Raw genomic sequence first — 24,307 nt, forward strand, 5'->3', positions numbered from 1 at the left:
GAAAAACGACATGAGCATCGATCGCCGCCGGTTTCTCGCCGCGACCGCCGCCGCGGGAATCCTTGCAAGCCGCCGCCCGGCCGTGGCGGCGCCCGGCGCGAGCGGGAAAGCCGCGCCGCAACGCAAGCGCAACGTGCTGCTGATCGTCGCCGACGACCACGGCTACGACATGGGCTGCACCGGCGGCAGCGTGCGCACGCCCGCGCTCGACGCGCTCGCGCACGAGGGCGTGCTGTTCACCGACGCCTATGCTTCGGTATCGTCATGCAGTTCCAGCCGCGCGACGTTGTATACCGGCCTGTACTCGCACACCAACGGCATGTACGGGCTGGCGCACGACGTGCACAACTTTTCGCTGCTCGACGACGTAAAGACGCTGCCGTGGATGCTCAAGCAGGCCGGCTACGCGACTGCGTTGGTCGGCAAGCTGCACGTCAAACCCGAAGCGCTGCTCGCCTACGACGCATGGCTGGAACCCGAACGCCCGCCTGTGCGCGACGTGGCCGTGATGGGTCACGCCGCCGGCAAGTGGATGCGCGAACAGGGCGGCAAACCGTTCTTCCTCACCGTCGCCTACAGCGACCCGCATCGCGCGGGCGATCCGTCGAACTTCGGCAACACGCGCGACTGGCCCGAAGTGAAGCGCGAGCGCTACGCGCCGGCCGAGGTGACGATTCCCTCGCACCTGCCCGACCTGCCGGACGTGCGCCGCGATCTCGCCGAATACTACGAAGCGGTCAGCCGCATGGACACGGGCGTGAGTATACTTTTGCGCGAACTGGAAAAATCCGGCCGCGCCGACGACACGCTGGTCATCTACCTCTCCGACAACGGCCGCCCGTTCCCCGGCGCGAAGGACAACCTCTACTACGAAGGCATCCGCCTGCCGCTGATCGTGCGCGTGCCGGGCGCATCGAAACGCGGCGCGCGCAACAACGCAATGGTGAGCTGGATCGACATCGCACCGACCATCCTCGACTGGACCGGCGTCGCGCCGCCCAAGGATTACCATTACCTGCCGCTGCCCGGCCGCTCGATCCTGCCGATCCTCGGCGAAAGCGATCCGAAGGGATGGGACGAGGTATTTGCCACGCACAGCTTCCACGAGATCGACCAATACTACCCGACGCGCAGCCTGCGCACGCGCAAATACAGCTATTTCCTCAACCTGCATCCGGAACTCGAAGTGCCGATCGCGAGCGACGTCGCGCGATCGCCTTCGTGGAAGGCGATCGCGGCGACGCCCGGAACGAAGCTCGGCAAGCGTACGCTCGAGGCGTTCCACCACCGGCCCGCCGAGGAGTTGTACGATCTTTCCGCCGATCCCGACGAAATCGCCAACCTCGCCGGCGACGCGAAACACGCGGGCGTGCTCGCCGACCTGCGCAGGCAACTCGACGCTTGGCGCACGAAGACGCGCGATCCGTGGCAGAAGGACGTGACCGATCCGTTCGGGAAAACGAAATGACCCAGCGATTCTTCCCTTCTCCCACCGGGAGAAGAGCCTGTCCTCGAAGTGCTTCTGATCGGGGATGCCCCGAAGGGGCGGATGAGGGAAAGGTGTCGCAATTACCTGCAACGCCGTGTGCGCGGAAGGCTTTTCCCTCATCCGCCTGCCGGCACCTTCTCCCGATGGGAGAAGGGTCTCTCCATGAAATTTCGGAGCGAATGCCATGAACCGCTTCCGCATGATCGTAGCGCTCGCGCTGATCTACGTGATCTTCGCGATCCTGCTCAACAGCGTCGGTGCGGTGATCCTGCAATCGATCGCGACGTTCGGCATCGACAAGCCGCAGGCCAGCAACCTGGAACTGTTCAAGGACCTGCCGATCGCCGTCACCGCGCTGATCGTCGCCTCGTTCCTTCCGCTGCTCGGCTACAAGCGCGCGATGATGATTTCCCTCGCCATCGTCGGCGCGGCCTGCATCGTGATGCGGCTGTACCCGAGCTTCCACATGACCGAACTGCTGTTCCTGTGCACCGGCGTCGGCTTCGCGCTGGCCAAGGTTTCGGTGTATTCGTCGATCGGCCTGCTCACGCGCGACGCCGCCGAACATGCGCGCCTGACGAGCACGATCGAAGGCATGTTCATGGTCGGCGTGCTGCTCTGCGGATGGATTTTCAGCGCGTTCATCGACGATGCGAACCCGGGCAATCCGGTCTGGTTCAACGTCTACTGGCTGCTCGCCGCGATCTGTTTCCTCGTGATCGTGCTGCTCGCGACTTCGACGCTCGACGAATCCGAGGCGCACAGCGAGGCGACCGCCTCGATCAAGGGTTCGCTCGTCGAGATGGGGCATCTGTTCCTGCGCCCGCTGGTCTACGTGTTCCTCGCCTCGGCGTTTCTCTACGTGCTGATCGAGCAGAGTTTCAGCACCTGGCTGCCGACGTTCAACAACGAGGTCCTCAAGCTGCCGCATACGATGAGCATCCAGCTCGCCACCATCCTGTCCGGCATGACCGCCATAGGTCGCCTCGCCGCAGGCCAGGTGCTGCGCCGCCTGCCGTGGCACGTGCTGCTCAACGTCTGCGTCGTCGGCATGTGCGTGCTCGTCGTGTCGGTGCTGCCGCTCGCGCGCGACGTGGTCGCGCGGCCCGACGTCGGCTGGTTCAACGCCCCCGTCGCCGCCTACCTGATTCCGCTGATCGGCCTATTGATGGCGCCGATCTATCCGGTGATCAATTCGGTCGTGCTCTCCTCGCTGCCGAAACCCGCGCACGCAGCGATGATGGGCCTCATCGTGATCTTCTCCGCGCTCGGCGGCACGCTCGGTTCTCGCATCACCGCGACCGTGTTCTCGAAGTTCGACGGCATCCATGCCTTCTACTTCTCGCTCGTGCCGATGACGCTGGTGCTGATCGCGCTGTATTTCTTCAAGCGCGAAACCGATCGCGCCGGCGTCGGCGGGCCGACTCATATAAAACTCGCCACAAAATAGCTTTTTCTTCCCTTCTCCCATCGGGAGAAGGGAAACCAAAGACTGCTACCCTCGCCGCCAATGTTCACTCCCTCGCCTCAACTGATCGCGACGATGCGCAAAATCAGTGCGCAGTTGCAGGCGGGAAATTTCCGCACGGCGCAAGACGAGCTCGAAACGATCGTCGCGGAACACCCCAGTTTCGCCGAAGCGCAACGTCTGCTCGCCGGCGCCAAGCAGGCGCTCGGCGACCTCGACGGTGCGGAACAAGGCCTGCGCAAAGCCTTGGCGCTGGATCCGAACTGGGCGCCGACGGTTGCAGCGCTCGGCGAACTGCTGCTCGGACGGGGCCGTTTCGCCGAAGCCGAACCGCTGTTGCGGCGCGCGGCACCGCGCCTGCCGCAGGCGGCGCTCGCACTTTCGCGCCACGACTGCGCAACGCAGGTGCGCGGCCTGGTCGCTCGCGGCGAACTCGAGCGCGCCGAAAGCGTACTGCGCGAGAACCTGCGCTCGGACCCGCTGCACGTCGAGGCGCACGATCATCTCGCGCGCCTGGTCTGGATGCGCACCGGCGATACGGCGCAGGCGACGGCCGCGCTCGACGAAACGCTGCGCCGGTTTCCGAACGACGTTGCGCTGCATGCGGCCAAGGCGGCGATCCTGCAAGGTGCGGGCGACGCGCGCGGCGCGCATGCCTGCCTCGCCGCGCTTGCCGAACGCGCGCAGACGCCGCCCGCCGTGCTCGTACGTGCGGGACTCGCCGCGCTCGAATTCGATCCGGCCCTGGCGCACGGCTACGCCGAACGCGCGGCAAGCGCGATGCCGGGCAACACCGCCGCGCGCAGCCTGCTCGCCGCCGCGCTGCTCGGCATGGGCGACGCAAGAACCGCGCTGACCCATTGCGAGTCCCTGCGCGCCGCCGCGCCCGACGACCAGTACTTCATCGCCCTGCAAACGACGGCTTGGCGCCTGCTCGGCGATCCGCGCCATCGCGAGTACTGCGACTACGCGCGATGGGTGCTGCCGCAGCGCCTCGAAGCGCCGGCGCCGTGGTCCGACCTCGCCGCGTTCTTCAGCGATCTCGCGCGCAGCCTCGACCGCCTGCACAATCCGCACGGACATCCGCTGCTGTTCCAGTCGCTGCGCCACGGCACCGAAACGACCGGGGACCTCTCGCACAGTGACGATCCCGCGATCCGCGCGCTGTTCGCGGCGTTCGACGCGCCGATCCGCCGCTATCTCGACCATATCCGCAACGGCCCCGAACCGCTGCGCCAGCGCGACAACGGCCGCTATCGCTTCAACGGAAGCTGGTCGGTGCGCCTGCGCTCGTCCGGTTTCCATACGAACCACGTGCATCCGCGTGGCTGGATCTCGTCGGCGTGCTACATCGAGCTGCCCGACGCGGCCACCGATGCGGACAAGGATGCCGGCTGCCTGACCTTCGGCCAGCCAAGCCTGATCACGACGCCCGCACTGCAAGCGGAGCACGTTGTGCGTCCCGAGGTCGGCATGCTCGTGTTGTTCCCTTCGTATTTCTGGCACGGCACGGTGCCGTTCGCGAGCGAAAGGACGCGGTTGACCGTTGCCTTCGACGTCGTGCCGGAGCGCTGATGCCCATTCCGCACTCGCCGAAATTCCCTTGCGAGGCAGCCGGCTCAGCGCTCGCCTTCGAGCGCATTGAACGCGATCGCGATGCGCGGCTCGTCCGCGTCGTGCGGCTCGACGTAGTGCTCCATCCAGCATGGGAACAATACGAGCAGCCCGTCTTCGGGGGTCAGATGGATGTCGCTGTAGCCGTTCGGCACCGCACCCTTCACGTAGCCGTGCACGACGCCGGGCCGCGGGTCGCGAAACACGAACTTGCCCGACCCGGCCGGCGCCTTGAGATAGAAACTGCCCGAGAGCAGCGAGCCTTCGTGCACGTGCAGGTAGTTGAAGCCGCCGCGGTCGTGCAGGTTGATCCACGACTGCAGCCGAAACGCGATTTCGCCCTGCCCCATCTCGCGCAACGCCGCGGCGCAGTGGGTCCGAACCGCCTGCCGCAGCGGCGCGAACTCCGGGCGTTCGAGCACGCTCATGTCCTCGCTGTTCCAGCCCTGACGATTGGTGCGGCCGGCCGGCTTCGGGCTTGCGGCGCGCAACGCCAACACTTCGTCGACCCACGCGGCCAGTTGCGCGGAAGCGAACGGCAGGCGCGCCTGCCAGATGCGCGTTACGAACAGATCGTAGGGCCGCAGCGCGGGAGTCGTCTGCGCTTCGCCCGCGCCACCGAAAGCGGGCTGGGAAAAGCCGCCGGGCATCTGCATCGTGAATTTGAAATTGCCTGCCATCCCCCGCTCCGTTGTACCGCGAATACACGCCATATTGTGCGAGCGGTGCGCGGCACCGCAAGCGTTTTCGGCACTCGTCCGATTCTGGAACGCCCATGAACCTATCGCGCTACATCCTGCTCTTTCTTGTCTGCACAAGCAGCGCCGCCTTCGCATCCGATGCGGGCTTCACGCTGACCGCCACCGCGAAGGATTTCGACAGCTATTTCCCCGGCTACTTCGCCAACGGCTATGTATCGACGCTGACCGGCCCGCGCGGCACCGAGGGCAACCTTTCCTACATGGTCGGCCTGATGGACTACGCGAAGGACGACTTCTCGCGACCTGCGGCGATCCCGGGCTGGACCGAAATCGACTACTCGACCGGCCAGTCCGCGGCCGGCCACTTCTGGATGAACCAGGTCGGCCCCAATGCGCAACTGTTCCAGGACTACAGCCAGACGCTCGACCTGCACGAGGCGACGCTGACGACGAGCTACCGCTACATCGACCACGGGAAATCCACGGCCATCAAGGTGGCGACCTTCGTCAGTCAGGCATCGCCCCATCTCGCCGCGACGCAGCTTACGCTCACACCGGATTTCGACGGCGAAGTGGAGCTGTCGTTCGCGCTGAACCTCTGGGCGCCGTACCAGCCGCGACTGCCGCTCGCGACGTTGAGCGGCGACGAGATGCAGGAAGCCGTCGCCGCGCACCAGATGAAGCTCGTCGCGATTCCGCCGGCGACACCCGACCGCGCGCCGGTCTGGTACCACGGCGACGTCCATGTCGGCCCCCACGACGGCGACGCGAAAGCGCTGACCTTTTGGCTCGACGGCAAGGCCGAGCAAGGACCCGCGATGGCGCAGGCCGCGGCGATCGAGCTGCCCAAAGGCATGACGGCAACGAGCGCCCTCGTCTACAAGAGCCCGTACCGGCTTGCGCTGAACCTGTCGGTAAAAGTGAAAAAAGGCAAAACCTATACTTTCGCCAAGTACGTGGCGATGTCGCGCGAAGGCTGGGGCGGCGATGCGAAGGACGATCTCGCACTGGCCTCGGCCGCACGCGCGGGCGGCTTCGACAAGCTGCTCGCGGCACATCGCGCCGCATGGGCGAACCTGTGGAAGTCCGACATCGTCATCGACGGCGATGAGCAAGCGCAGCGCGCGGTGCGTGCGGACCTGTACTACCTGCTGTCGTCGTCGACCGCGAACACCGCCTGGGCAGTCGGCGCCTGCGCGCTGACGCCGGGCTACGCGGGCCACATCTTCTGGGATTCGGATTCGTGGGTGTTTCCGGCGCTGCTCCTGCTCCATCCGGAACGCGCCAGGTCGCTCGTGATGTTCCGCTCGCGCACGCTGGCAGCCGCGCAGGCGCGCGCGCGCGAGGCCGGCCTCAAAGGCGCGAAATATCCCTGGGAAGCCGATCCCGAGAACGGCACCGAGCAGACACCGCACTTCGCCCATGTGCTCGGCGAGCGCGAGATCCACGTCAACGCCGATGTCGCCATCGCACAGTGGCAGTATTGGCTCGCCACGCAGGACCGCACCTGGCTGAAGAAGGACGGCTGGCCGGTGATCCGCGACGTCGCCGATTTCTGGGCGAGCCGCGCGACCTGGAACGCGCAGAAACGGCGCTACGACATCCTGCACGTCACCTCGGTCGACGAGGACTACAACGACGTGCCGAACGACACTTACACCAACGCCGCGGCGGCGAAGGCGCTGCGCATCGCCGCGCAGGCCGCCGCCATCGTCGGCGAAAAAGCCGATCCGCGCTGGGCCGAGGTCGCGGCGAAACTGCACGTCCCGTTCGACGCGGCCAAGCAGCATCATCTCAACTTCGACGAAAGCGTACCGCACGATCTCGATACCTGGGGCGGCAGCTCGCTGCCGATGCTGTCGCTGCCCGCGCTCGACCTGCCGATGAGCCCGCAGGTGCGGCGCAACGACTACGACGAGGCGATCGGCCCGATCCTCGCCTCGAGCCGCGACCCGAACAGCATGGGCCTCGCGCCGCTGTCGATCGCCGCGGCGACCGTCGGCGACGCGGCGCATGCGATCGCGTGGCTCGAAAAGAACTTCAACGGCGGCGTGATCAAACCGCCGTTCGACGTGCGCACCGAAACGGCGACGAACAACACCGGCTACTTCATCACCGCGGCCGCGGGATTCCTGCAGAACCTGATCTTCGGCCTGACCGGGTTGCGCATCGAGGAATCGGGATTGAACGCGGCCTATGCGCCGCTGCTGCCGCCGGGCTGGCGGTCGATGACGCTGAAGAACGTCGCGTTCCGCGGCAAGCGCTACGATATCGCCGTGGATCGCGGCGCCGATGGCAAGACGCGATTGACCCGCACGATGGCATCCGCCCGCTGACGCGCAGTCGCATGCCGGCGGTGCGACCCGCGACGCGGGTTTCCGTCATATCGCCTCGATCAGTGCAAGCTCCGAGGAGTCGGGCAGCGGCAACGCCACCGTCACGCCGTCTCGCATCCACTCGCGACCGCTGCGCGTGAGGTCGGGCGAGCTGCGGTCGCGAAAGTTCAGCCGGTATTGGCGATGTGCATCGAGCCCCTGCAATCGGTAGGTATGCGTATTCGCGTCTGCATCCGTGCCGTGGAAGGCATACAACACGCCCTTGCCGCGTTTCGCATCGAAGTACTCGATGCCGTCCCATCCGCGACCGTCGGCGCGCGGCCCGACGTGGTACAGATCGGCCTCGCGGATCAACGGCCGCAGCACGGTCTTGTAGAAATCGATTTCCGCGCGCGCAACATCGTGCTGCTGCTTGTTCCACGTCGTCGTGTCGAGCATCAGCGTGAACCAGCCCATCATCCCGCTGCGCAGCATGTAGCGGAAATTCTCGATGCGCTTGGCCGGCCATTCTTTCACGTAGGTTTCGAGCATCGCCGGCGGCAGCACGTGGCTGGCGTCGTAGAACGCCTGCCGGTTCGACAGCGGATCGTAGGAGTCGACGATCGAGAAATAGTCCGCATGCGAAGCACTGCCGAAATCGACCATACGGCCGCCGTCGTTGCAGACTTCGAGCAGCAGGCCGGGATGGTCGCGCCTGAGCTTGTCGTGGATGGCGTAGTAGGCGCGCGCGGCGTGGTAGCTCACGTCGGTCGAATTCGGCCCGTCCATCCAGAGGAAGCCGTCGTCGGTGTATTTTTTCACCCGCTTCGGATCGCAGGTCGCGTGCTCGTGGTCGGCGCGATCGCAGCCCTGCGCGACGACGTAGCCGTCGTGTTCGAGCATGTCGAGTTTGTACTCGCGCACGATGCGATCGGTTTCCTTCATCACCCAGGCCTCCGCCGCGGGCACGCCGATGTCGATCGTGAGTCCTTTGAATTCCTCGGGCTTCCAGTTCGGCGGCGGATCGGTCGTGAGCCAATCGCGGATCGCCGGATCGGCGACGTCTAGCGCGCCCTTTTCCTTGCTGATCCCCGCCTGCGCCCAGTCCACCCAGAGGCCGAATTTCAAGCCATGCGCGTGTGCGTAGTCGGCCAGCGGCGCGAGCCCCTGCGGAAACTTGTTCGGATCGGGTTGCCAATCGCCGACCGCGCGGAACCAGCCCGCATCGAGGTGGAACATCTCGAAGCCGAGCCCGGCCGCATCGTCGATCATGCGCCGCGCCTGCGCATCGCTGATCGCCATCGCGCTGCCCCAACTGTTGTTCGTCGTCCACGGATAGGCCGGATCGTGGCGCGTGCGCGCATCGTTGAGGGTTTCGCGAATCCAGCGCTTGAGCGCGTTGCCGACGTCGTCGATACCACCATGCGTCGCGCCGAGAAAAACCGTCGGCGCGGCGAACTCGCCGCCGGGCGCGAGGCGGGTACGGAACGGGCCGGGCTCGGGATTCAATCCGGCGCCGCCTTCGAGCATGCCGCCGCGACGCTGCAAGGTCATCGCGACGCGGCCGCTGAACTCGATGCCGAGATACCAGCCGTCGCTCGCCTCGCCCTCCGGCCGCACCAAAAAATACGGGACGATCTCGCGCGGCTCACCTTTGCGCGGATGCGCGAACGCACTCGATTCGCCGCGCCAGCGATAACCGTCGCCGACGTCGACGAGATGCGTGCCGACCGGCGGCGCCTCGCCCGCGCCCTTGTCGACCCAGAGTTGTTGCAACGCCTGCGTTCCTGTCTTCCAACGGAATATGAAACTGTCCTGCAACGGAATCCAGACTTCGCGCTCGCTGCGGTTTTCGATTCGGACCGTGTGTTCGAGCGGTCCATGCCCGGCGCGCGCCCGCCATTCCCAGACGAGTTTCAACCGCGAGTCGCGATCCCCGTAGACCAGCGACAGCGTCTTTTCGTCGCTGCGGCTCGCCTCGCGGTCCAGTTGCCAATGCAACGGCACCGTCTTGCCGTCGATGATCGCCGAGCCGATCAGCGTGCCTTGCGCATTTCCTTCCCATGTCCCGCCGGCCGGCGACTTCAGCGCGCGCAAGCGGGGCAGTGCCGCGCCGGCTTCGACGACGACTTGCGTATCCAGGTTGCCGAAATGGAGGGTTTCCATGTCGGTCGGCAAGGCCGCCGTGGCCGTCGATGAGACACTCAGGGCGCCGAACAAGACGACCGGCGCCAATGAACGGACCGCGATGAAAGTTTCCGGACGCTTGGACATTTTTCTTCCTCGATCCGCGCTTCCCAAATGGAATGGCGCTGCCGATTTGTACCACCCTCTGGGGAACGCGGGAAACGCCATGCGATAATCCGCGGCGAACTTTCCGGAAACTGCACCATGTCCTCGCGCGAAATTCTCGTCACCCACGCCCTGCCCTACGCGAACGGCCCGCTGCATATCGGCCACCTGCTCGGCTATCTCCAGTGCGACATCTGGGTGCGCGCGCGGCGCATGGCCGGCGACCAGGTCGTCTTCGTCAGCGCCGACGACGCGCACGGCACGCCGATCATGCTCGCGGCGGAGAAGGCGGGGCTCGCGCCGGAGGAATTCATCAAAGGCATCCAGGCCTCACACGAGCGCGACTTCGCCGACTTCGGCGTGGTCTACGACAACTACTATACGACGCACTCGGAAGAGAACCGCGAGCTCGCCAGCCTGATCTACACGCGCCTGCGCGATGCCGGCCACATCGAAAAGCGTTCGATCCGCCAGCTCTACGATCCGGTCAAGCAGATGTTCCTGCCCGACCGCTACATCAAGGGCACTTGCCCGAACTGCGGCACGCCCGACCAGTACGGCGACAACTGCGAGAACTGCGGCGCGACGTATGCACCGACCGACCTGATCGATCCGCGCTCGGTCGTTTCCGGCGCGACGCCGGAGCTGCGCGATTCAGAGCACTACTTCTTCAAGGTCGGCGACTTCACCACCCTGCTGCGCGGCTGGCTGGCCGGCAAGCTGACCAACAGCAAGCCCGTGGTCCACTCCTCGGTCGCGGCCAAGCTCAAGGAATGGCTCGACGCCGAAGGCGGCGTGCGCGACTGGGACATCTCGCGCGACGCGCCCTATTTCGGCTTCCCGATTCCGGACGCGTCGGGCAAGTTCTTCTACGTCTGGCTCGATGCGCCGGTCGGCTATCTGGCGAGCTTCAAGAACTGGTGCACGAAGACGGGCACCGATTTCGACGCCTGGCTCGCCGAAAACAGCACGAAGGAAATGCACCACTTCATCGGCAAGGACATCGTCAACTTCCACGGCCTGTTCTGGCCGGCGATGCTACACGGCGCGAAGCTGCGCACGCCGACCAAGCTGCACGTCAACGGCTACCTCACGGTCGACGGCGCGAAGATGTCGAAGTCGCGCGGCACCTTCGTCATGGCGCGCACCTATCTCGACGCCGGCCTCGACGCGGACTACCTGCGCTACTACTTCGCGACGATCCTCGGCCCCGCGCCGACCGACGTCGACCTCGACCTCAAGGCGTTCGAGGAGCGCGTCAATTCGCACCTCGTCGGCAAGTGGGTCAACATCGCCAGCCGCACCGCGGCCTTCGTGCACAAGCATTTCGGCGGCAAGCTCGCCGCGACGCTGCCGGCGGACGAGGCGGCGCGCTACGCCGATGCCGCGCAGCGGCTCGCGCAGTACGCCGCGCTGTTCGACGCCGGCGAATTCGCCGCGGCGACGCGCGACATCATGACGGTGGCCGACGAGGCCAACGCCTACGTCGCCGCGAACGCGCCGTGGAACCTGGCCAAGGACGAATCGAAGCACGCGCAACTGCACACCGTCTGCACGCTCGCGCTGAACTATTTCCGCCTGCTCAGCGTGTATCTCGCGCCGATCGTTCCCGCCACCGCGGCGCGTGCGCTGGCGCTGTTCAACGAGACGCCGATGCGTTTCGACGCGGCGACGCAGCCCCTGCTCGGCACCGCCATCAACGAATTCTCCGCGCTCGCCGCGCGCATCGACGCGAAGAAGGTCGAGGCGATGATCGAAGCATCGAAGGAGTCGCTGCAATCCGGCGCAGCCGCAGCCGAGACGAAGAAGAAATCCGTCAAGGCCGCAGCATCGACGGCAGCGGCGAGCGACCCGCCGCCGACGTCAACCGCCGCTTCCATCTCGATCGACGACTTCGCCAAGCTCGACCTGCGCATCGGCAAAGTACTCGCCTGCAGCTTCGTCGACGGCTCGGACAAATTGCTGCGCTTCGAGCTCGACGCCGGCGAACTCGGCAAGCGCCAGATCTTCTCCGGCATCCGCGCCGCCTACGCCGAGCCTTCGAGCCTCGTCGGCCGCAACGTCGTCTTCATCGCCAACCTCGCGCCGCGCAAGATGCGCTTCGGCGTGTCCGAAGGCATGATCCTGTCCGCGGGCACCGGCGACGCCGACCTGTTCCTGCTCGATGCGGATCCGGGTGCACGACCGGGAGCGCAGGTAAAATAGCTTTTGCTTCCCTTCTGCCGCCGGGGGAAGGGAAGACCACCCACTCCAATGACCATCGACTTCGACCACGCCATTACCGCGATCGACACCGGCTTCTTCCGTCCGCGGTTCGACGCCAGCCATCTGATCGTGCACAACGGGCGCGCGGCGTTCGTCGACGTCGGTACCAACTATTCCATTCCGCGCCTGCTCGACGCGCTGCAGGCGAAAGGTCTCGGCACCGATGCGGTGGATTGGGTCATTCTCACCCACGTGCATCTCGACCATGCCGGCGGTGCCGGCCTGGCGATGCAGCAGTTTCCGAACGCGAAACTCGTCGTGCATCCGCGCGGCGCGCGACACATGATCGACCCAAACGCGCTGATCGCCGGAGCGACGGCGGTCTACGGCGCCGAGGAAATATCGCGCAGCTACGGCACGCTCGCGCCGGTGCCGGCCGGGCGCGTCGTCGAGGCGCCCGAGGGCCACGTCGTCGATCTCGCCGGGCGCGAGCTGCTCTGCCTCGACACGCCGGGCCATGCGCGCCATCACATCTGCCTCTACGACGCGGCGAGCCGCGCGTTCTTCACTGGCGATACGTTCGGCCTGTCCTATCGCGAGTTCGACACCGAGAAAGGCGCGTTCATCCTGCCGACGTCGACGCCGGTGCAGTTCGAGCCCGACGCGCTCAAGGCATCGATCGCACGCATGCTCGAACGCGAGCCGCAGCAGATGTTCCTGACCCACTACAGCCGTGTCGCCGACGTGCCGCGTCTCGCACGAGACCTGTACGAACAGATCGACGCGATGGTCGCGATCGCGCAGGCGCACGCGACCGACGCCGACCGGCATGCGCGCATCGCCGACGATCTCGCGGTGCTGTACACCTCGCGCGCGCAGGCGCACGGTTGCGCGTTCGACGCGGCGCAGGTACGCGAGCTGCTCGCGATGGATATCGAACTGAATACGCAGGGGCTCGAGGTATGGCTGGACAGGCAGCGCAAACCGTAACCGCCACCGTGGCCTCCGAACTCGCTTTGCGCATCGATGCCCTGCTGCCGCAGACGCAATGCACGCGTTGCGGTTATCCGGCCTGCCTCGCCTACGCCGAAGCGATCGCGTCGGGCGACGCCGACATCAACCAGTGTCCGCCCGGCGGCGCGCAGGGCATCCGCGAGCTCGCCGCCGCGCTCGGACGCGACGAGAAGCCGCTCAATCCGGCGAACGGCGTCGAGAAACCGGCCGAGATCGCAGTCATCGACGAGGAGGCCTGCATCGGCTGCACCAAATGCATCCAGGTGTGCCCGGTCGATGCGATCGTCGGCGCGAACAAGCTCATGCACACGGTGCTGGGCGAGGAATGCAACGGCTGCGAACTGTGCGTTCCCGCCTGTCCGGTCGATTGCATCGCGATGATCGTCGACGCCGCGCGGCCCGGCGCGCCGCACAATGCGCGCGCGTCGCACTACCGCCGTCGCTACGAGGCACGCAACGCGCGGCTCGCGCGCGAGCGCGACGAGCGCGAGGCCATGATCGCCGCGCGCAAGGCCGAAGTGCGCGACACCACGCGCAACGCCGTGCTCGACGCGATCGCGCGCGCCAGGGCAAAACGGGCAAGGCCGAATCCATGAATGTGGAAAAGCGCACGAAAATCTTCCGCCGGCTGCGCGAGGTCAATCCCAGCCCGCGCAGCGAACTCGAATACGCCACGCCGTTCCAGTTGCTGATTTCGGTGATCCTGTCGGCGCAGGCCACCGACGTCGGCGTGAACAAGGCGACGCGCAAACTGTATCCGGCCGCAGGCACCGCCGCGGCGATCCTCGCGCTCGGCGAGGAAAAGCTGAAGAGCTACATTTCCACGATCGGACTTTTCAACGCCAAGGCGAAGAACGTCATCGCAACCTGCGGCATTCTCGTCGAACGCTGCGGCGGCGAAGTGCCACGTACGCGCGAGGCGCTGGAGGCTTTGCCCGGCGTCGGCCGCAAGACCGCCAACGTCGTGCTCAATACCGCCTTCGGCATGCCGACGATCGCGGTCGATACGCACATCTTCCGCGTCGCCAACCGCACCGGGCTCGCGCCGGGCAAGACCGTGCGCGCAGTCGAGGACAAGCTGGAAAAAGTCGTGCCCGACGAATTCAAGCTCGACGCGCACCACTGGCTGATCCTGCACGGCCGCTACGTGTGCAAGGCGCGCAAGCCCGATTGCCCGCAATGCGTGATCCGCGACCTGTGCGAATACAAGCACAAGACCGCGGCATCAGGCCCGCCGCCGCCCGATCCGGCACGCGCCGGACCGCGCAGGCGCGGATAGGCCGAACGGAACCAACGCTGCACGCAAGGCGCCCGGTCATTCCGGCGGCTGCGCGCCGCGTTTTTCGTTCGCCACGCCGTGCGGTACGTGGCCCGTGGCGACATGACGGCGTGCGGATTCGACGTTGTGCGCGGAGTCGTCGAAGAAGATGTCGGCGCCAAAGGTTTCCAGAAACGGGCCCTTGTCGCGACCGCCGAGGAACAGCGCCTCGTCGAGGCGCACGCCCCAATGGCGCAAGGTCAGGATCACGCGCTTGTGCGCGGGCGCCGAACGCGCGGTGACGAGCGCGGTGCGGATCGGCGAGCCCTCCTCGGGAAACGCTTCCTGCAAACGGTGCAGCGCGGCGAGGAAACCGCGGAACGGCCCGCCCGGAAGCGGCTGGTCGACGCGCTCCACTTCGTGGCGATGGAATGCCTCGATGCCGTGTTCCTGCGACACGCGCTCGCCTTCGTCGCCGAAGATCACCGCGTCGCCGTCGAAGGCGATGCGCAACTGGTCCGACGACGCGGCCGGCGCCTTCGACGGCAGGATCGTCGCCGCGGCGACGCCCGCGGCGAGCGAGGCCTTCACGCTTTCGGGATTGGCCGAAAGGAACAACTGCGCGCCGAACGAACGCACGTAGGGCCATACCGGCGCGCCCGAGGTGAACGCCGCGCGTGCAATGTCGAGGCCGTAGTGCTCGATCGAATTGAAGATGCGCAAGCCAGTGTCGGCCGAGTTGCGCGACAGCAGGATCACCTCGACGCGCGGCTCGGCCGGTTTCGGCGCGTTGAGCCGCAGCAGCTTCCGGACGAGCGGGAACGCGATGCCCGGCGCGAGCGCATCGTTCTCGCGCTCGCGCTGGAACGCATGGAACGCATCGAGTCCGGCCTGCTCGAACAGCGCATGGCTGTCGGCCATGTCGAACAGCGCGCGCGAAGTGATCGCGACGATCAGGCGGTCGGAGGCGTCGTTCTCGGACATGATTCGATCGGTGCTTGGCCGGCTGGATGATCCGGAGCACATTATGACTCGCCATTCCCGTAAAAGACGCCGCCCCGGATGCCGCACCCCAGCTTCGCTGCGGTGCGCGGAAAATGTCGGGCAAGCGCGTCAGGCGACGGCCGCCTCGCGCGCATCGCCCCTGCGCCGCTGCAACCTGCGCTGCAGCTTGTCGAAGTAGACGTAGATCACCGGCGTCAGGAACAGCGTCAGCACCTGCGAGGTCATCAGGCCGCCGACGACGGCGAGGCCGAGAGGGCGGCGCGAATCGCCGCCGGCGCCGAAGCCGATCGCGATCGGCAAGGTGCCGAACAGCGCCGCGAACGTGGTCATCATGATCGGGCGGAAGCGCACGATACAGGCATCGAAGATCGCCTTCTCGGGCGGCACGCCGGTGCGTTCCACCTCGAGCGCGAAGTCGATCATCATGATCGCGTTCTTCTTGACGATGCCGATCAGCATGATCAGGCCGACCATGCCGTAAAGATTCAGATCGGTGCGGAACAGCATCAGCGTCAGCAGCGCGCCGAACGCGGCCGTCGGCAGGCCCGACAGGATCGTCAGCGGGTGGATGAAACTCTCGTAGAGGATGCCGAGCACGAGATAGATGACGAACACCGCCAGCCCGAGCAGGATGCCCGAACCGGCGAGCGAGGACTGGAATGCCTGCGCCGTGCCCTGGAACGAGCCGGTGATCGTCTCCGGCATCTTCAACTGGGCGATCGCGCCATCGACGCGCTCGACGGCCTGGCTCAGCGACACGCCCGGCGCGAGGTTGAACGAGATCGTCACCGCGGGCACCTGGCCGAGATGGCTGATCGTCGCGGGCCCGACCGACTTGTCGAAGCTCGCCACAGCGGAGAGCGGCACCATCGTGCCGTTGCCGCCCGCGTCCGTGCCGCGGATGTACAGCTGGCCGAGGATGTTCGGATCGCCCTGCCTGGCCGGGTCGACCTGCATCTGCACCCAGTACTGGTCTATCGAGGTGTAGATCGTCGACACCTGCGCCGGACCGAACGCCGTGTAGAGCGCGTTCTCGATCTGCGCCGCGGTCACGCCGACCGCCGAGGCGGCGTCGCGGTTGATCTTGACGTTGACCTGCGGCGTGGCGATGAGCAGGTCGCTGGTCACGTCCTGGAACCCTTGCAGCTTCGACATCGCCTCGACCAGCTTCGGCACGAAAGCGTAGAGCTGATGGGTGTCGGTGTCCTGCACGGTGTACTGGTACTGCGTCTTCGTCAGCATGCCGCCGATGCGGATGATCGGAATGTTCTGCAGGTAGATTTTGAAACCGGGAATGCCGTCTAGCTTGGGGCGCAGTTCCTGGATCACGTCCTCGGGCGAACCACGCTCCTTGCGCGGCTTCAGGGTGACGATCATGCGGCCGAGATTGAGCGTCGCGCTGCTGCCGGAAACGCCGATGAAGCTCATCACGCCGTCGATGTTGCGGTCGTTGCGGATGATCTCCGCGGCCTGCTGCTGCTTGTGCGCCATGTCGTCGAAGCCGATGTCCTGGTCGGCCTCGGTGAACACGAACAGCTGGCCGGTATCGTCGTTCGGCAGGAAGCCCTTCGGCACCGCCATGAACAGCCACGCCGTCGCGACGAGGATCGCGGCGAACGCGAGGACGACGAGGCGGCGATGATGCAGGCAGGCTTCAAGCGTGCGCTTGTAGACGTTCTGCAGCGCATCGAAAGCGCGCTCGAACGACTGGTACATGGGGCCGTGCCTCTCGCCATGATGCGGCTTGAGCATGCGGCTGCACAGCATCGGCGTCAGGCTCAGGCTTACGAAGCCGGACACGAGCACGGCGGCGACGATCGTCACCGCGAATTCGTGCAGCAGGCGGCCGATGATGCCGCCCATGAACAGGATCGGGATGAACACGGCGGTGAGCGAGATCGTCATCGACACGATCGTGAAGCCGATTTCCTTCGCGCCGTCGAAGGTCGCCTGCAGCGCCGTCTTGCCCATCTCCATGTGGCGCGAGATGTTTTCGAGCATGACGATCGCGTCGTCGACGACGAAGCCGACGCAGAGCGTCAGCGCCATCAGCGACAGGTTGTCGAGGCTGTAGCCGAACGGATACATGATCGCGAACGTGCCGACGATCGACATCGGCAGCGCGAGCGAGGGAATGATCGTCGCCGACAGGTTGCGCAGGAAAACGAAGATGACCAGCACGACGAGGGCCAGCGCGAGCATCAGGCTGAACTGTACGTCGTCGACCGAGGCGCGGATGCTCTCGGTGCGATCGTAGAACACCTTCATCTCGATGCCGGCGGGCAAGATGCGCTCGAACCCCGGCAGCACGGCCTTGATCTTTTCGACGACCGCGATCGTGTTGACGCCCGGCTGCTTCTGGATCGCAAGCAGGATGCCGCGCGGGCCGTTGAGCCAGGCCGCGAGCTTGTCGTTCTGCACGCCGTCGTGGATGTGGCCGATGTCCTTGAGCCGCACCGGCGCCCCGTCCTTGTAGCTGACGATGAGTTCGCCGAACGGCCCGGCGCCGTCGAACTGCCCTTCGGCCATGACGCTGTAGGTGCGGTCGCTGCCGTAGAGCGTGCCGGTCGGCAGATTGACATTGCCGCTGCCGACCGCGGCCGCCACTTGGTCGATGCCGAGCCCGCGCGTGGCCATCGCGCCCGGATCGAGGTCGATGCGCACCGCATATTTCTGCGAGCCGTAGACGTTGACCTGGGCGACGCCGTCGACCATCGACAGGCGCTGCGCGAGCAGCGACTCGCCGTACTCGTCCACCTTCGACAGCGGCAAGGTCTTCGAGGTCATGCCGACGAAGTAGACCGGCGAGTCGGCCGGATTGACCTTGCGGAACGTCGGCGGCGTGGTCATGTTCGGCGGCAATTGCTTGCCCGCCGCGGAAATCGCCGACTGCACGTCGAGCGCGGCCGCGTCGATGTTGCGTTCGAGCGCGAACTGCAACGTGATCTGGGTCTGGCCGATGCCGCTGACCGAGGTCATCGAGTCGAGCGAGGGAATCGAGGAAAACTGCTTTTCCAGCACGGTCGCCACGGCCGAACCCATCGTCTCGGGCGAAGCGCCGGGCAGGTAGGCCTGCACCTGGATCGTCGGGAAGTCGACGTTCGGCAGGTCGGACACGGGCAGCAGCCGGTACGAGGCGACGCCGAACACGAGAATGCCGATCATGACCAGCAAGGTCATCACCGGGCGGCGGACGAAGATTTCGGAGACGCTCATGCGCGCGATCTCACTTGGCCGCGTCGCCGGCCGTGGCGCCCGCGGCGTTCTCCGCCTTCGTTTCGGCAATCTGCACCAAGGTGCCGTCGGTCAGCCGCGATTGGCCGTCGACGACCACGGTTTCGCTGGCTTCGACACCCTTTGCGATCACCGACTCGCCGGCGACGCTGCGCGTCACCGTCACCGCGCGCTGCTCGGCGTGCTTGTCCGGCTTGACGACGAAGACGTAGTAGCCGTTCGGGCCCGCCTTCACGGCCGCGTCGGGCACGGCGATCGCGTTCGCGTCGGTGCCGAGCGTCAGCGTTATGCTGACGAACTGGCCAGGCCACAGGCTTTCGTCCCCGTTGGCGAACCGCGCGCGCAGCTTGACCGTATTGGTCGACGTGTCGATGGCGTTGTCGACGAACGCGAGTTCGCCGTCCTGCGGCGCTTTCATTCCGTCCCCTCGCGCCTGCACGCCGAGCGCGCCCTTGGCCTGCGCCGTGCGCACGCGCTCGACGTACGCGCCCGGTACGGCGAAGTTGACGAAGATCGGCGCCACCTGATTGATCGTCAGCAACGCGTTCGTGTCGTTCGCCTTCACCAGGTTGCCGGGCTGCACGAGGATGCGCCCCGCACGTCCGGCGAACGGCGCGTGGATGTCGGTGTATCCCAGCGTCAGTTGTGCTGCGGCGACATTGGCCTGGTCGACCTTCACGGCCGCCGCGGCTGCCTCGTAGGTGGTCAGGTATTGCTGCATCTGGTCGGCCGAGATGAACCCTTTCTTCGCCACCGGCGCGTAGCGGTCGACCTGCGCCTTGGCCAGTTCGCGCGCGGCGATGTCCTTCGCGAGCGCCGCGTTGGCCTGCGCCAGCGCCGCCTGCGCGGGGCGCGGATCGATCTTGAACAACAATTGCCCGGCCTTGACCTCGTCGCCGTCCTTCACGTGGCTTTCGAGCAGTTGCCCGTCGACCAGCGACTTCACCGCAACCGAATTGATCGCCTCGACCGTGCCGACTGCGTTCAGCAGATCGGGCATGGCTTTGCGCGAGGCGGCGGCGACGCTGACCGGCGCTGCCGCTGGCGCGGACGGCGGCGGCGATTTCGCGCATGCGGCGAGCAACAGGATCGAAACAATGGCGCCAGAACGGCGCGGCACGGAACGGGCGGGCAGAGGCATGGGCAAGGCAATGGAGAGCGTCCGCGGATTATCGCCTATCGGAACGTCGCGGCTCGTGTTGCGAAAGTAATGAATTGTGAGCGGCGCGGCAATGCCGTGCGCCGGAGGGGCCGTCCGCGAAAATCCGCTCGCAGGCTTGCATACCGCGCCAAAACGCGCACATCGCGCCGTACCGCTTTCTGCCTGGGGATGGTCTTGCAAAGCGAACGTTGGCAAAGACTCGAACGGTTGTTCGAGCAAGCGTTGCAAATGCCCGAAGCGCAGCGTTCGGCGTGGCTTTGCTGCGCCTGCGGCGACGACGCCGACCTGCAGCGCGAGATCGAGGAACTGCTGCATTCCCATCTCGTTGACAGCGCACTCGATACACCGCCGCAGAGCACCGTCGGCATGGCGATTCCGCCTTCGCTGATCGCCGATACCCGGCTGGGCGTGTGGCGCATCGAGCGCCTCGTCGGCCGCGGCGGCATAGGCGAGGTGTATCTGGTTCGGCGCACGGGCGCCGAATTCGAGCAGCACGGCGCGCTCAAGCTGCTGCGCCTCGACGCGATCGGCGAACTCGACCGTTTCCACGCCGAACGCCGCATGCTTGCCCGGCTCGAACATCCGCATATCGCGCGCCTGCTCGACGGCGGCGTCGCACCCGACGGCCGGCCGTACACGGTCATGGAATACATCGACGGCCGTTCTCTGATCGAGTATTGCAACGCGAACAAGGCAACCCTGCGCGAACGCTTGGCGCTGTTCTCCCAGGTCTGCGATGCGGTCACCTACGCGCATCGCAACCTCGTCGTGCACCGCGACCTGAAACCGGCGAACACGCTGGTCGACGCGCAAGGCCAGGTCAAGCTGCTCGACACGGCGGCCGTGCCGCGCAACAGGCCGCGCGTGCGGAGGCGGCGAAGAATTTCCTGCTCGGCATCTTCAAGGCCAGCGATCCGCGCATCGTTTCGGACAAGCCGCGCGGCCAGATCAGCGCGCGCGAACTGCTCGACGTCTCCGCCGATCGCGTCGAGAAGGAATTCGCCGCGCAACCCGACCTGCAGATCGAGATGCTCGGCGAGGTCACCGCGATTCTGCGCGAGCTCGGCGAGAAAGACCGCTACGCTGCGGGGCGAAGCGCTGGTCGATCGCGACGACGCGCTGAAGGAACGCGAGGACGCGCTGCGCAAATCGGCCGACCTGTTCGCGCGCGTCGCAGCCGACGATCCGGCGTTCGTCACCGCGTTCACCAACTACGGCAACGTCTTCGCCACGCGGATGGATCACGCACGGGTGATCGCACTGTATCGCCAGGCGCTGGCCGTGGACGAACGCCTACCCGAGCGCAACGATGCGGAAATGCAGACCCTCTACGGCAACCTCGACAAGTCCTGCATGCTCGACGGCGACTTCGCCGCCGCAGGACAGGCATTCGCCGAGGTCACGCAGATAGCCCGCCGCACCTACGGCGAAAAAAATCCCGACTACTGGGCCCCCTGCCGCCGACAAGGCGCGAACCGCTTGCCTGGGCGGCGATCGCGAACACGCTTTGCGACTGTTCGCGAATTTGACGGCGCTGCTGCCGCCGACGGAAGAGTTCAACAACGCCGCGGCCGAGGTGCGCGAAAACTACGGTGCCTGCCTCGCCGTCGGCGGACAGCCGCTGCAAGGCATTCCGCTGTTGGAAGCGGCGCTGGCCTCGTATCCGCCGCCAGACCCTGTATCCGTTCGCGCTGCCGCGCGTGCAGCTGGCGCTCGGCGACGCCTACGCACGCGCCGGCCGCGCCGATGACGCGCATCGCGCGTTGAACGAAGCGCTGCCCCTGCGCAGCCACGACACGCCCGACTTCCAGCCCGTGCTCGCCGTCCGCGAGCGGCTCGGCCGCCTGCTGCTCGAACAAGGCGACCTCGACGGCGCGCAGGCGCAGTTCCTTGAGGTGCTCGCCCAAGCGCACGGCCGCCGCCTCGCGCTTGCGCGCAAGGACTGGCCCGCAGCGAGCGAAGCCAGCCGCGCCGCGGTCGAGACGTTCGACCACGTCGAAGGCTTCCGCGACATGCACATGCAACCGTATCTGGGGCGGATCCGCGCCGAAGCCGCACTCGCCGCCGGCGATGCGGCCGGCGCGCGCGAATGGGCGCTGAAATCGGTCGCCGCCTACGAACGCTGCGCCGCGCCGGAAAGCGCCGACTTGCAAGAGGCGCGCGACCTTGGCGAAGGTCCGCCCAGGTCGCGCCACACTAGGCTGCTCAAAGCCCTGCCTCCTCGCGAGAGCGGACAGAATCGGGTGTCAAACCAAGTGCCCTCTCCCGCGAGAAGAGAGCCGGAAACTCGCTGCTCCCGCCGGCCAATTCGCGAGTGAGCCACGCGCGCGCCAATGTCCAGTCGCGGCGCACGCTGCGCTCGGAAACGCCGAGCGCCAGTGCGGTTTCGGCATCGCCGTAGCCGGCGAAGTAGCGGCATTCGATCACCTGCGCCAAGCGCAACGATTCGCGCGCGAGCCTGGCCAGCGCCTCGCTCAGCGTGATCAGGATCGCGCGGACTCCGCGACAGCCACGTCCAGAGCGTCGGTCAACGGCAGCGCCGCCGCGCGCAGGAAATGCGCATCGCTGCTCCAGCCGCGCCCGCGCCGCAACCGCAGGTACGCCTCGTTCACCAGCGCCGTGGTCCGCAAAGTATCGCCGGCGGCGAGGCGCTCGCGATGGCCAGCGCTGCGCAATTGCTCGTAGAACAGCGGAAACAACTGATCGGCGAGCGCGAGGTCGGCCGGCGGGAACTGTGCGCCCCAGTCGTCGGTCAGCTTCGCCCTGGTCATGATCGCATCGCCGTTCATGGCGGAAATCATAACCGACAGGGCCATTCCCGGCACGATTTCGCGACCGTGGCCGGATTGGCCCCGATTTCCCGTAATTCTCTCTCGAACAACGAATCAGCGGATTCCGGCCGGCGCCAAAGGCCGCGCACGGGAAAAACGCATCTTCGCTTTCAACGACGCCAGTCATCGCTCGAGGAGAACCCATCGTGAAGCATTTTGTTTTCGGCCTCATCGCAACGCTCGGTCTGCTTTCGGCGCCCGCCCTCGCCCAGAACCTGATCGTCAACGGCGACTTCGAGACCCCGGCCACGCCGGTGGGTGGTTTCGTCAATTATCCGAGCGGGTCGACCGCCTTGACGGGACGGACGGTCATCGGCGCGGCAAACGGAGTCAGTACCGTCGGCACGAACTTCAGCTTCGGTTGTTGTTCGTTTCCCACGCAGAATGGTCAGGCGTGGCTGGATTCTGACCGGCAACGGCACAAACAGCAACGAAGGCATCCAACACACCGTCGCCACCACTGCCGGAACGCAGTACACCCTGTCCTTCTGGGTCGGAAATGTCTACGACACGCCCGGGGCAGCGGGCTTCGGCACGACCGGCACGGCCATCGTCCTGATCAACGGAGTGCAGGCAGGCGCCTTCACGAACACGACCAATGCAAAGACGCAGTCCTGGCAGCAGTTCAGCCTGAACTTCACCGCAACCGGCGCCTCGACGACCATCGCATTCGTCAATGGCGACCCCGCGCTCGACGACCACAACGGATTGGACAACGTCACGCTTGTCGGCGGCGCGCCGCCACCCGCCTCGTCGGTTTCGGCTCCGACGCTCTCGCAGTGGGCTGCGATGCTGCTGGCCGGCCTGCTTGCGTTGATCGGCGTAGCGAGAGTGCTTCGCGCTCGCGGCCGCGCATGAGGAATCGTTCGCTTTCCCCTGCGCCTTCGCTTTACTCGCCCAGCCCGAAACGGAGCAGACGCTTGTCGAGTTCGCGCAGCACTTCAGGCGCTTCCTTTGCGGCGGCCAGCGGTTCCAGTTCGCTGCGAATCAGGGCGAGGTCGAGTTTCGCTCCCTGCCGTTCGAGAATGCCGGTCACGTCGGCCCAGTCTTTGTCGCGCGCGGCGAATGCTTTCATCACGATCAGGTCTTCCGCCGAGCAGGTGCGCAACGATGCGCCCGCGCCGAGCTGCCACGCCGTGGCGCGCGCGATGACGCGCGCCTCGAACGGCAATCCGGCGAGGACGATGTCCAGACCGACGCCGGCCGATTGGGCGAGAACGACGCGCGAGCGCATGGCGAATTCGTGTGCGTGTCCGATGCGCGCAGGCAGCCGGGCGAGCAGCGCGCTCGCCACGCGCGACTCCTGTCCGTGCTCGACCAGCACGGACAGGTCCGCATCGATGGTGTAGCGCGGTTCGCCCCAGCGCTGCAGGGCGACGCCGCCGATGATGCAATGGGGCAGATTCAACGCCTCGGCGGCGGCCTGCGCGGCGAGCGCCGCATCGAAGACGGCACCAAGACTCACGGCGCGGTGCGCAGACGCGAAAAAATCCGCTGCTGCTCGACCAGACCGCAATCGCGCCGCAGCGGCGCGAGCGGTACGCCCAGCCCGAGCAGGACGAAGCGTCGCGCCGATTCGCTTTCGCTCATGCCGCGCAACTCGCGCAGGCGTTCGCGCTCCAGCGCATCGCCGGTGCGTTGCCATGCGCGCACATAGGCTTGCGCGTTGCGATCTGGCGGAGTCGTGGGCATGGGGCGATTTTACCAGTTCGCGGCGCA

20 protein-coding genes are annotated in these 24,307 nt (G+C 66.3%); 11 read left to right on the forward strand and 9 right to left on the reverse strand.

The genetic code is table 11. The annotated features are described in order from the left end of the window. The first annotated feature begins 10 nt into the window (after positions 1-10). From QM741_RS17830 to QM741_RS17840, 3 genes are all read left to right on the forward strand, one after another. Complete coding sequence (locus tag QM741_RS17830; protein WP_415208971.1) at positions 11-1,468, forward strand: sulfatase; 1,458 nt, start codon at positions 11-13, stop codon at positions 1,466-1,468. Between the two features lie 205 nt (positions 1,469-1,673). Beyond that, the gene (locus tag QM741_RS17835; RefSeq protein WP_415208972.1) at positions 1,674-2,939 is read left to right on the forward strand and encodes an MFS transporter; all 1,266 of its coding nucleotides are present in this window, start codon (positions 1,674-1,676) and stop codon (positions 2,937-2,939) included. Between the two features lie 93 nt (positions 2,940-3,032). After that, positions 3,033-4,532, forward strand: a complete 1,500-nt coding sequence (locus tag QM741_RS17840; RefSeq protein WP_415208973.1) for a 2OG-Fe(II) oxygenase family protein — start codon at positions 3,033-3,035, stop codon at positions 4,530-4,532. A 44-nt stretch (positions 4,533-4,576) separates the two neighbouring features. On the opposite strand, the gene QM741_RS17845 is transcribed toward QM741_RS17840, so the two are convergent. Then, a complete protein-coding gene (locus QM741_RS17845) occupies positions 4,577-5,251 on the reverse strand; it encodes a TIGR02466 family protein (protein WP_415208974.1) in 675 nt (224 codons plus the stop codon). A 95-nt stretch (positions 5,252-5,346) separates the two neighbouring features. Between QM741_RS17845 and QM741_RS17850 the strand changes: the two genes are divergently transcribed. After that, the gene (locus QM741_RS17850; RefSeq protein ID WP_415208975.1) at positions 5,347-7,608 is read left to right on the forward strand and encodes a glycoside hydrolase family 65 protein; all 2,262 of its coding nucleotides are present in this window, start codon (positions 5,347-5,349) and stop codon (positions 7,606-7,608) included. A gap of 45 nt (positions 7,609-7,653) precedes the next feature. Here the strand turns inward: QM741_RS17850 and QM741_RS17855 are convergent, their stop codons facing one another. After that, the gene (locus QM741_RS17855) at positions 7,654-9,861 is read right to left on the reverse strand and encodes an alpha-galactosidase (protein WP_415208976.1); all 2,208 of its coding nucleotides are present in this window, start codon (positions 9,859-9,861) and stop codon (positions 7,654-7,656) included. Positions 9,862-9,978: 117 nt separating this feature from the next. Here QM741_RS17855 and metG point away from each other — a divergent pair, with 117 nt between their 5' ends. From metG to nth, 4 genes are read left to right on the forward strand one after another with little or no spacing between them, the layout of a single operon-like run. Beyond that, entirely contained in the window at positions 9,979-12,084 is a 2,106-nt protein-coding gene (gene metG / locus QM741_RS17860) for a methionine--tRNA ligase (RefSeq protein WP_415208977.1), read from the forward strand. A gap of 48 nt (positions 12,085-12,132) precedes the next feature. After that, on the forward strand, positions 12,133-13,074 hold the full coding sequence (locus QM741_RS17865; protein WP_415208978.1) for an MBL fold metallo-hydrolase: 942 nt from the start codon (positions 12,133-12,135) through the stop codon (positions 13,072-13,074). Continuing rightward, the gene (locus QM741_RS17870) at positions 13,047-13,694 is read left to right on the forward strand and encodes an RnfABCDGE type electron transport complex subunit B (RefSeq protein ID WP_415208979.1); all 648 of its coding nucleotides are present in this window, start codon (positions 13,047-13,049) and stop codon (positions 13,692-13,694) included. Before QM741_RS17865 ends, QM741_RS17870 begins: the two co-directional genes overlap by 28 nt. Next, on the forward strand, positions 13,691-14,377 hold the full coding sequence (gene nth, locus QM741_RS17875) for an endonuclease III (RefSeq protein ID WP_415208980.1): 687 nt from the start codon (positions 13,691-13,693) through the stop codon (positions 14,375-14,377). The genes QM741_RS17870 and nth overlap by 4 nt, the downstream gene beginning before the upstream one ends. A 36-nt stretch (positions 14,378-14,413) precedes the next feature. Here nth and QM741_RS17880 read toward each other — a convergent pair whose 3' ends face one another. The 3 genes from QM741_RS17880 to QM741_RS17890 all read right to left on the reverse strand — a co-directional run bounded on the left by QM741_RS17880 (position 14,414) and on the right by QM741_RS17890 (position 19,715). Further along, entirely contained in the window at positions 14,414-15,340 is a 927-nt protein-coding gene (locus QM741_RS17880) for a 5'-nucleotidase (protein ID WP_415208981.1), read from the reverse strand. Positions 15,341-15,469: 129 nt separating this feature from the next. Then, positions 15,470-18,577 (reverse strand): efflux RND transporter permease subunit, encoded by a 3,108-nt coding sequence (locus QM741_RS17885; RefSeq protein ID WP_415208982.1) that lies wholly within the window; start codon positions 18,575-18,577, stop codon positions 15,470-15,472. Positions 18,578-18,587: 10 nt separating this feature from the next. Further along, the gene (locus QM741_RS17890) at positions 18,588-19,715 is read right to left on the reverse strand and encodes an efflux RND transporter periplasmic adaptor subunit (RefSeq protein ID WP_415208983.1); all 1,128 of its coding nucleotides are present in this window, start codon (positions 19,713-19,715) and stop codon (positions 18,588-18,590) included. Positions 19,716-19,985: 270 nt separating this feature from the next. Between QM741_RS17890 and QM741_RS17895 the strand changes: the two genes are divergently transcribed. Both QM741_RS17895 and QM741_RS17900 read left to right on the forward strand, forming a co-directional pair. Beyond that, positions 19,986-21,524 carry a protein kinase domain-containing protein gene (locus tag QM741_RS17895; protein ID WP_415209157.1) on the forward strand — a complete coding sequence of 513 codons (1,539 nt, stop codon included), beginning with the start codon at positions 19,986-19,988 and terminating at the stop codon, positions 21,522-21,524. Next, positions 21,458-22,075 (forward strand): hypothetical protein, encoded by a 618-nt coding sequence (locus tag QM741_RS17900; protein ID WP_415208984.1) that lies wholly within the window; start codon positions 21,458-21,460, stop codon positions 22,073-22,075. Before QM741_RS17895 ends, QM741_RS17900 begins: the two co-directional genes overlap by 67 nt. Here the strand turns inward: QM741_RS17900 and QM741_RS17905 are convergent. Further along, entirely contained in the window at positions 21,963-22,199 is a 237-nt protein-coding gene (locus QM741_RS17905) for an ECF-type sigma factor (protein ID WP_415208985.1), read from the reverse strand. The two genes, QM741_RS17900 and QM741_RS17905, sit on opposite strands and share 113 nt — an antisense overlap. A 41-nt stretch (positions 22,200-22,240) precedes the next feature. Next, the gene (locus tag QM741_RS17910; protein WP_415208986.1) at positions 22,241-22,573 is read right to left on the reverse strand and encodes an ECF-type sigma factor; all 333 of its coding nucleotides are present in this window, start codon (positions 22,571-22,573) and stop codon (positions 22,241-22,243) included. Between the two features lie 399 nt (positions 22,574-22,972). Between QM741_RS17910 and QM741_RS17915 the strand changes: the two genes are divergently transcribed. Next, complete coding sequence (locus tag QM741_RS17915; protein ID WP_415208987.1) at positions 22,973-23,446, forward strand: IPTL-CTERM sorting domain-containing protein; 474 nt, start codon at positions 22,973-22,975, stop codon at positions 23,444-23,446. Positions 23,447-23,477: 31 nt separating this feature from the next. Here QM741_RS17915 and QM741_RS17920 read toward each other — a convergent pair whose 3' ends face one another. Next, positions 23,478-24,053, reverse strand: a complete 576-nt coding sequence (locus QM741_RS17920) for a nucleotidyl transferase AbiEii/AbiGii toxin family protein (protein WP_415208988.1) — start codon at positions 24,051-24,053, stop codon at positions 23,478-23,480. Next, a complete protein-coding gene (locus tag QM741_RS17925) occupies positions 24,050-24,280 on the reverse strand; it encodes a hypothetical protein (protein WP_415208989.1) in 231 nt (76 codons plus the stop codon). Before QM741_RS17925 ends, QM741_RS17920 begins: the two co-directional genes overlap by 4 nt. Positions 24,281-24,307: the final 27 nt, after the last annotated feature.

It is taken from the genome of Rudaea sp., assembly GCF_047601565.1.
In the GTDB taxonomy this organism is placed as follows: Bacteria; Pseudomonadota; Gammaproteobacteria; order Xanthomonadales; family Rhodanobacteraceae; genus Rudaea.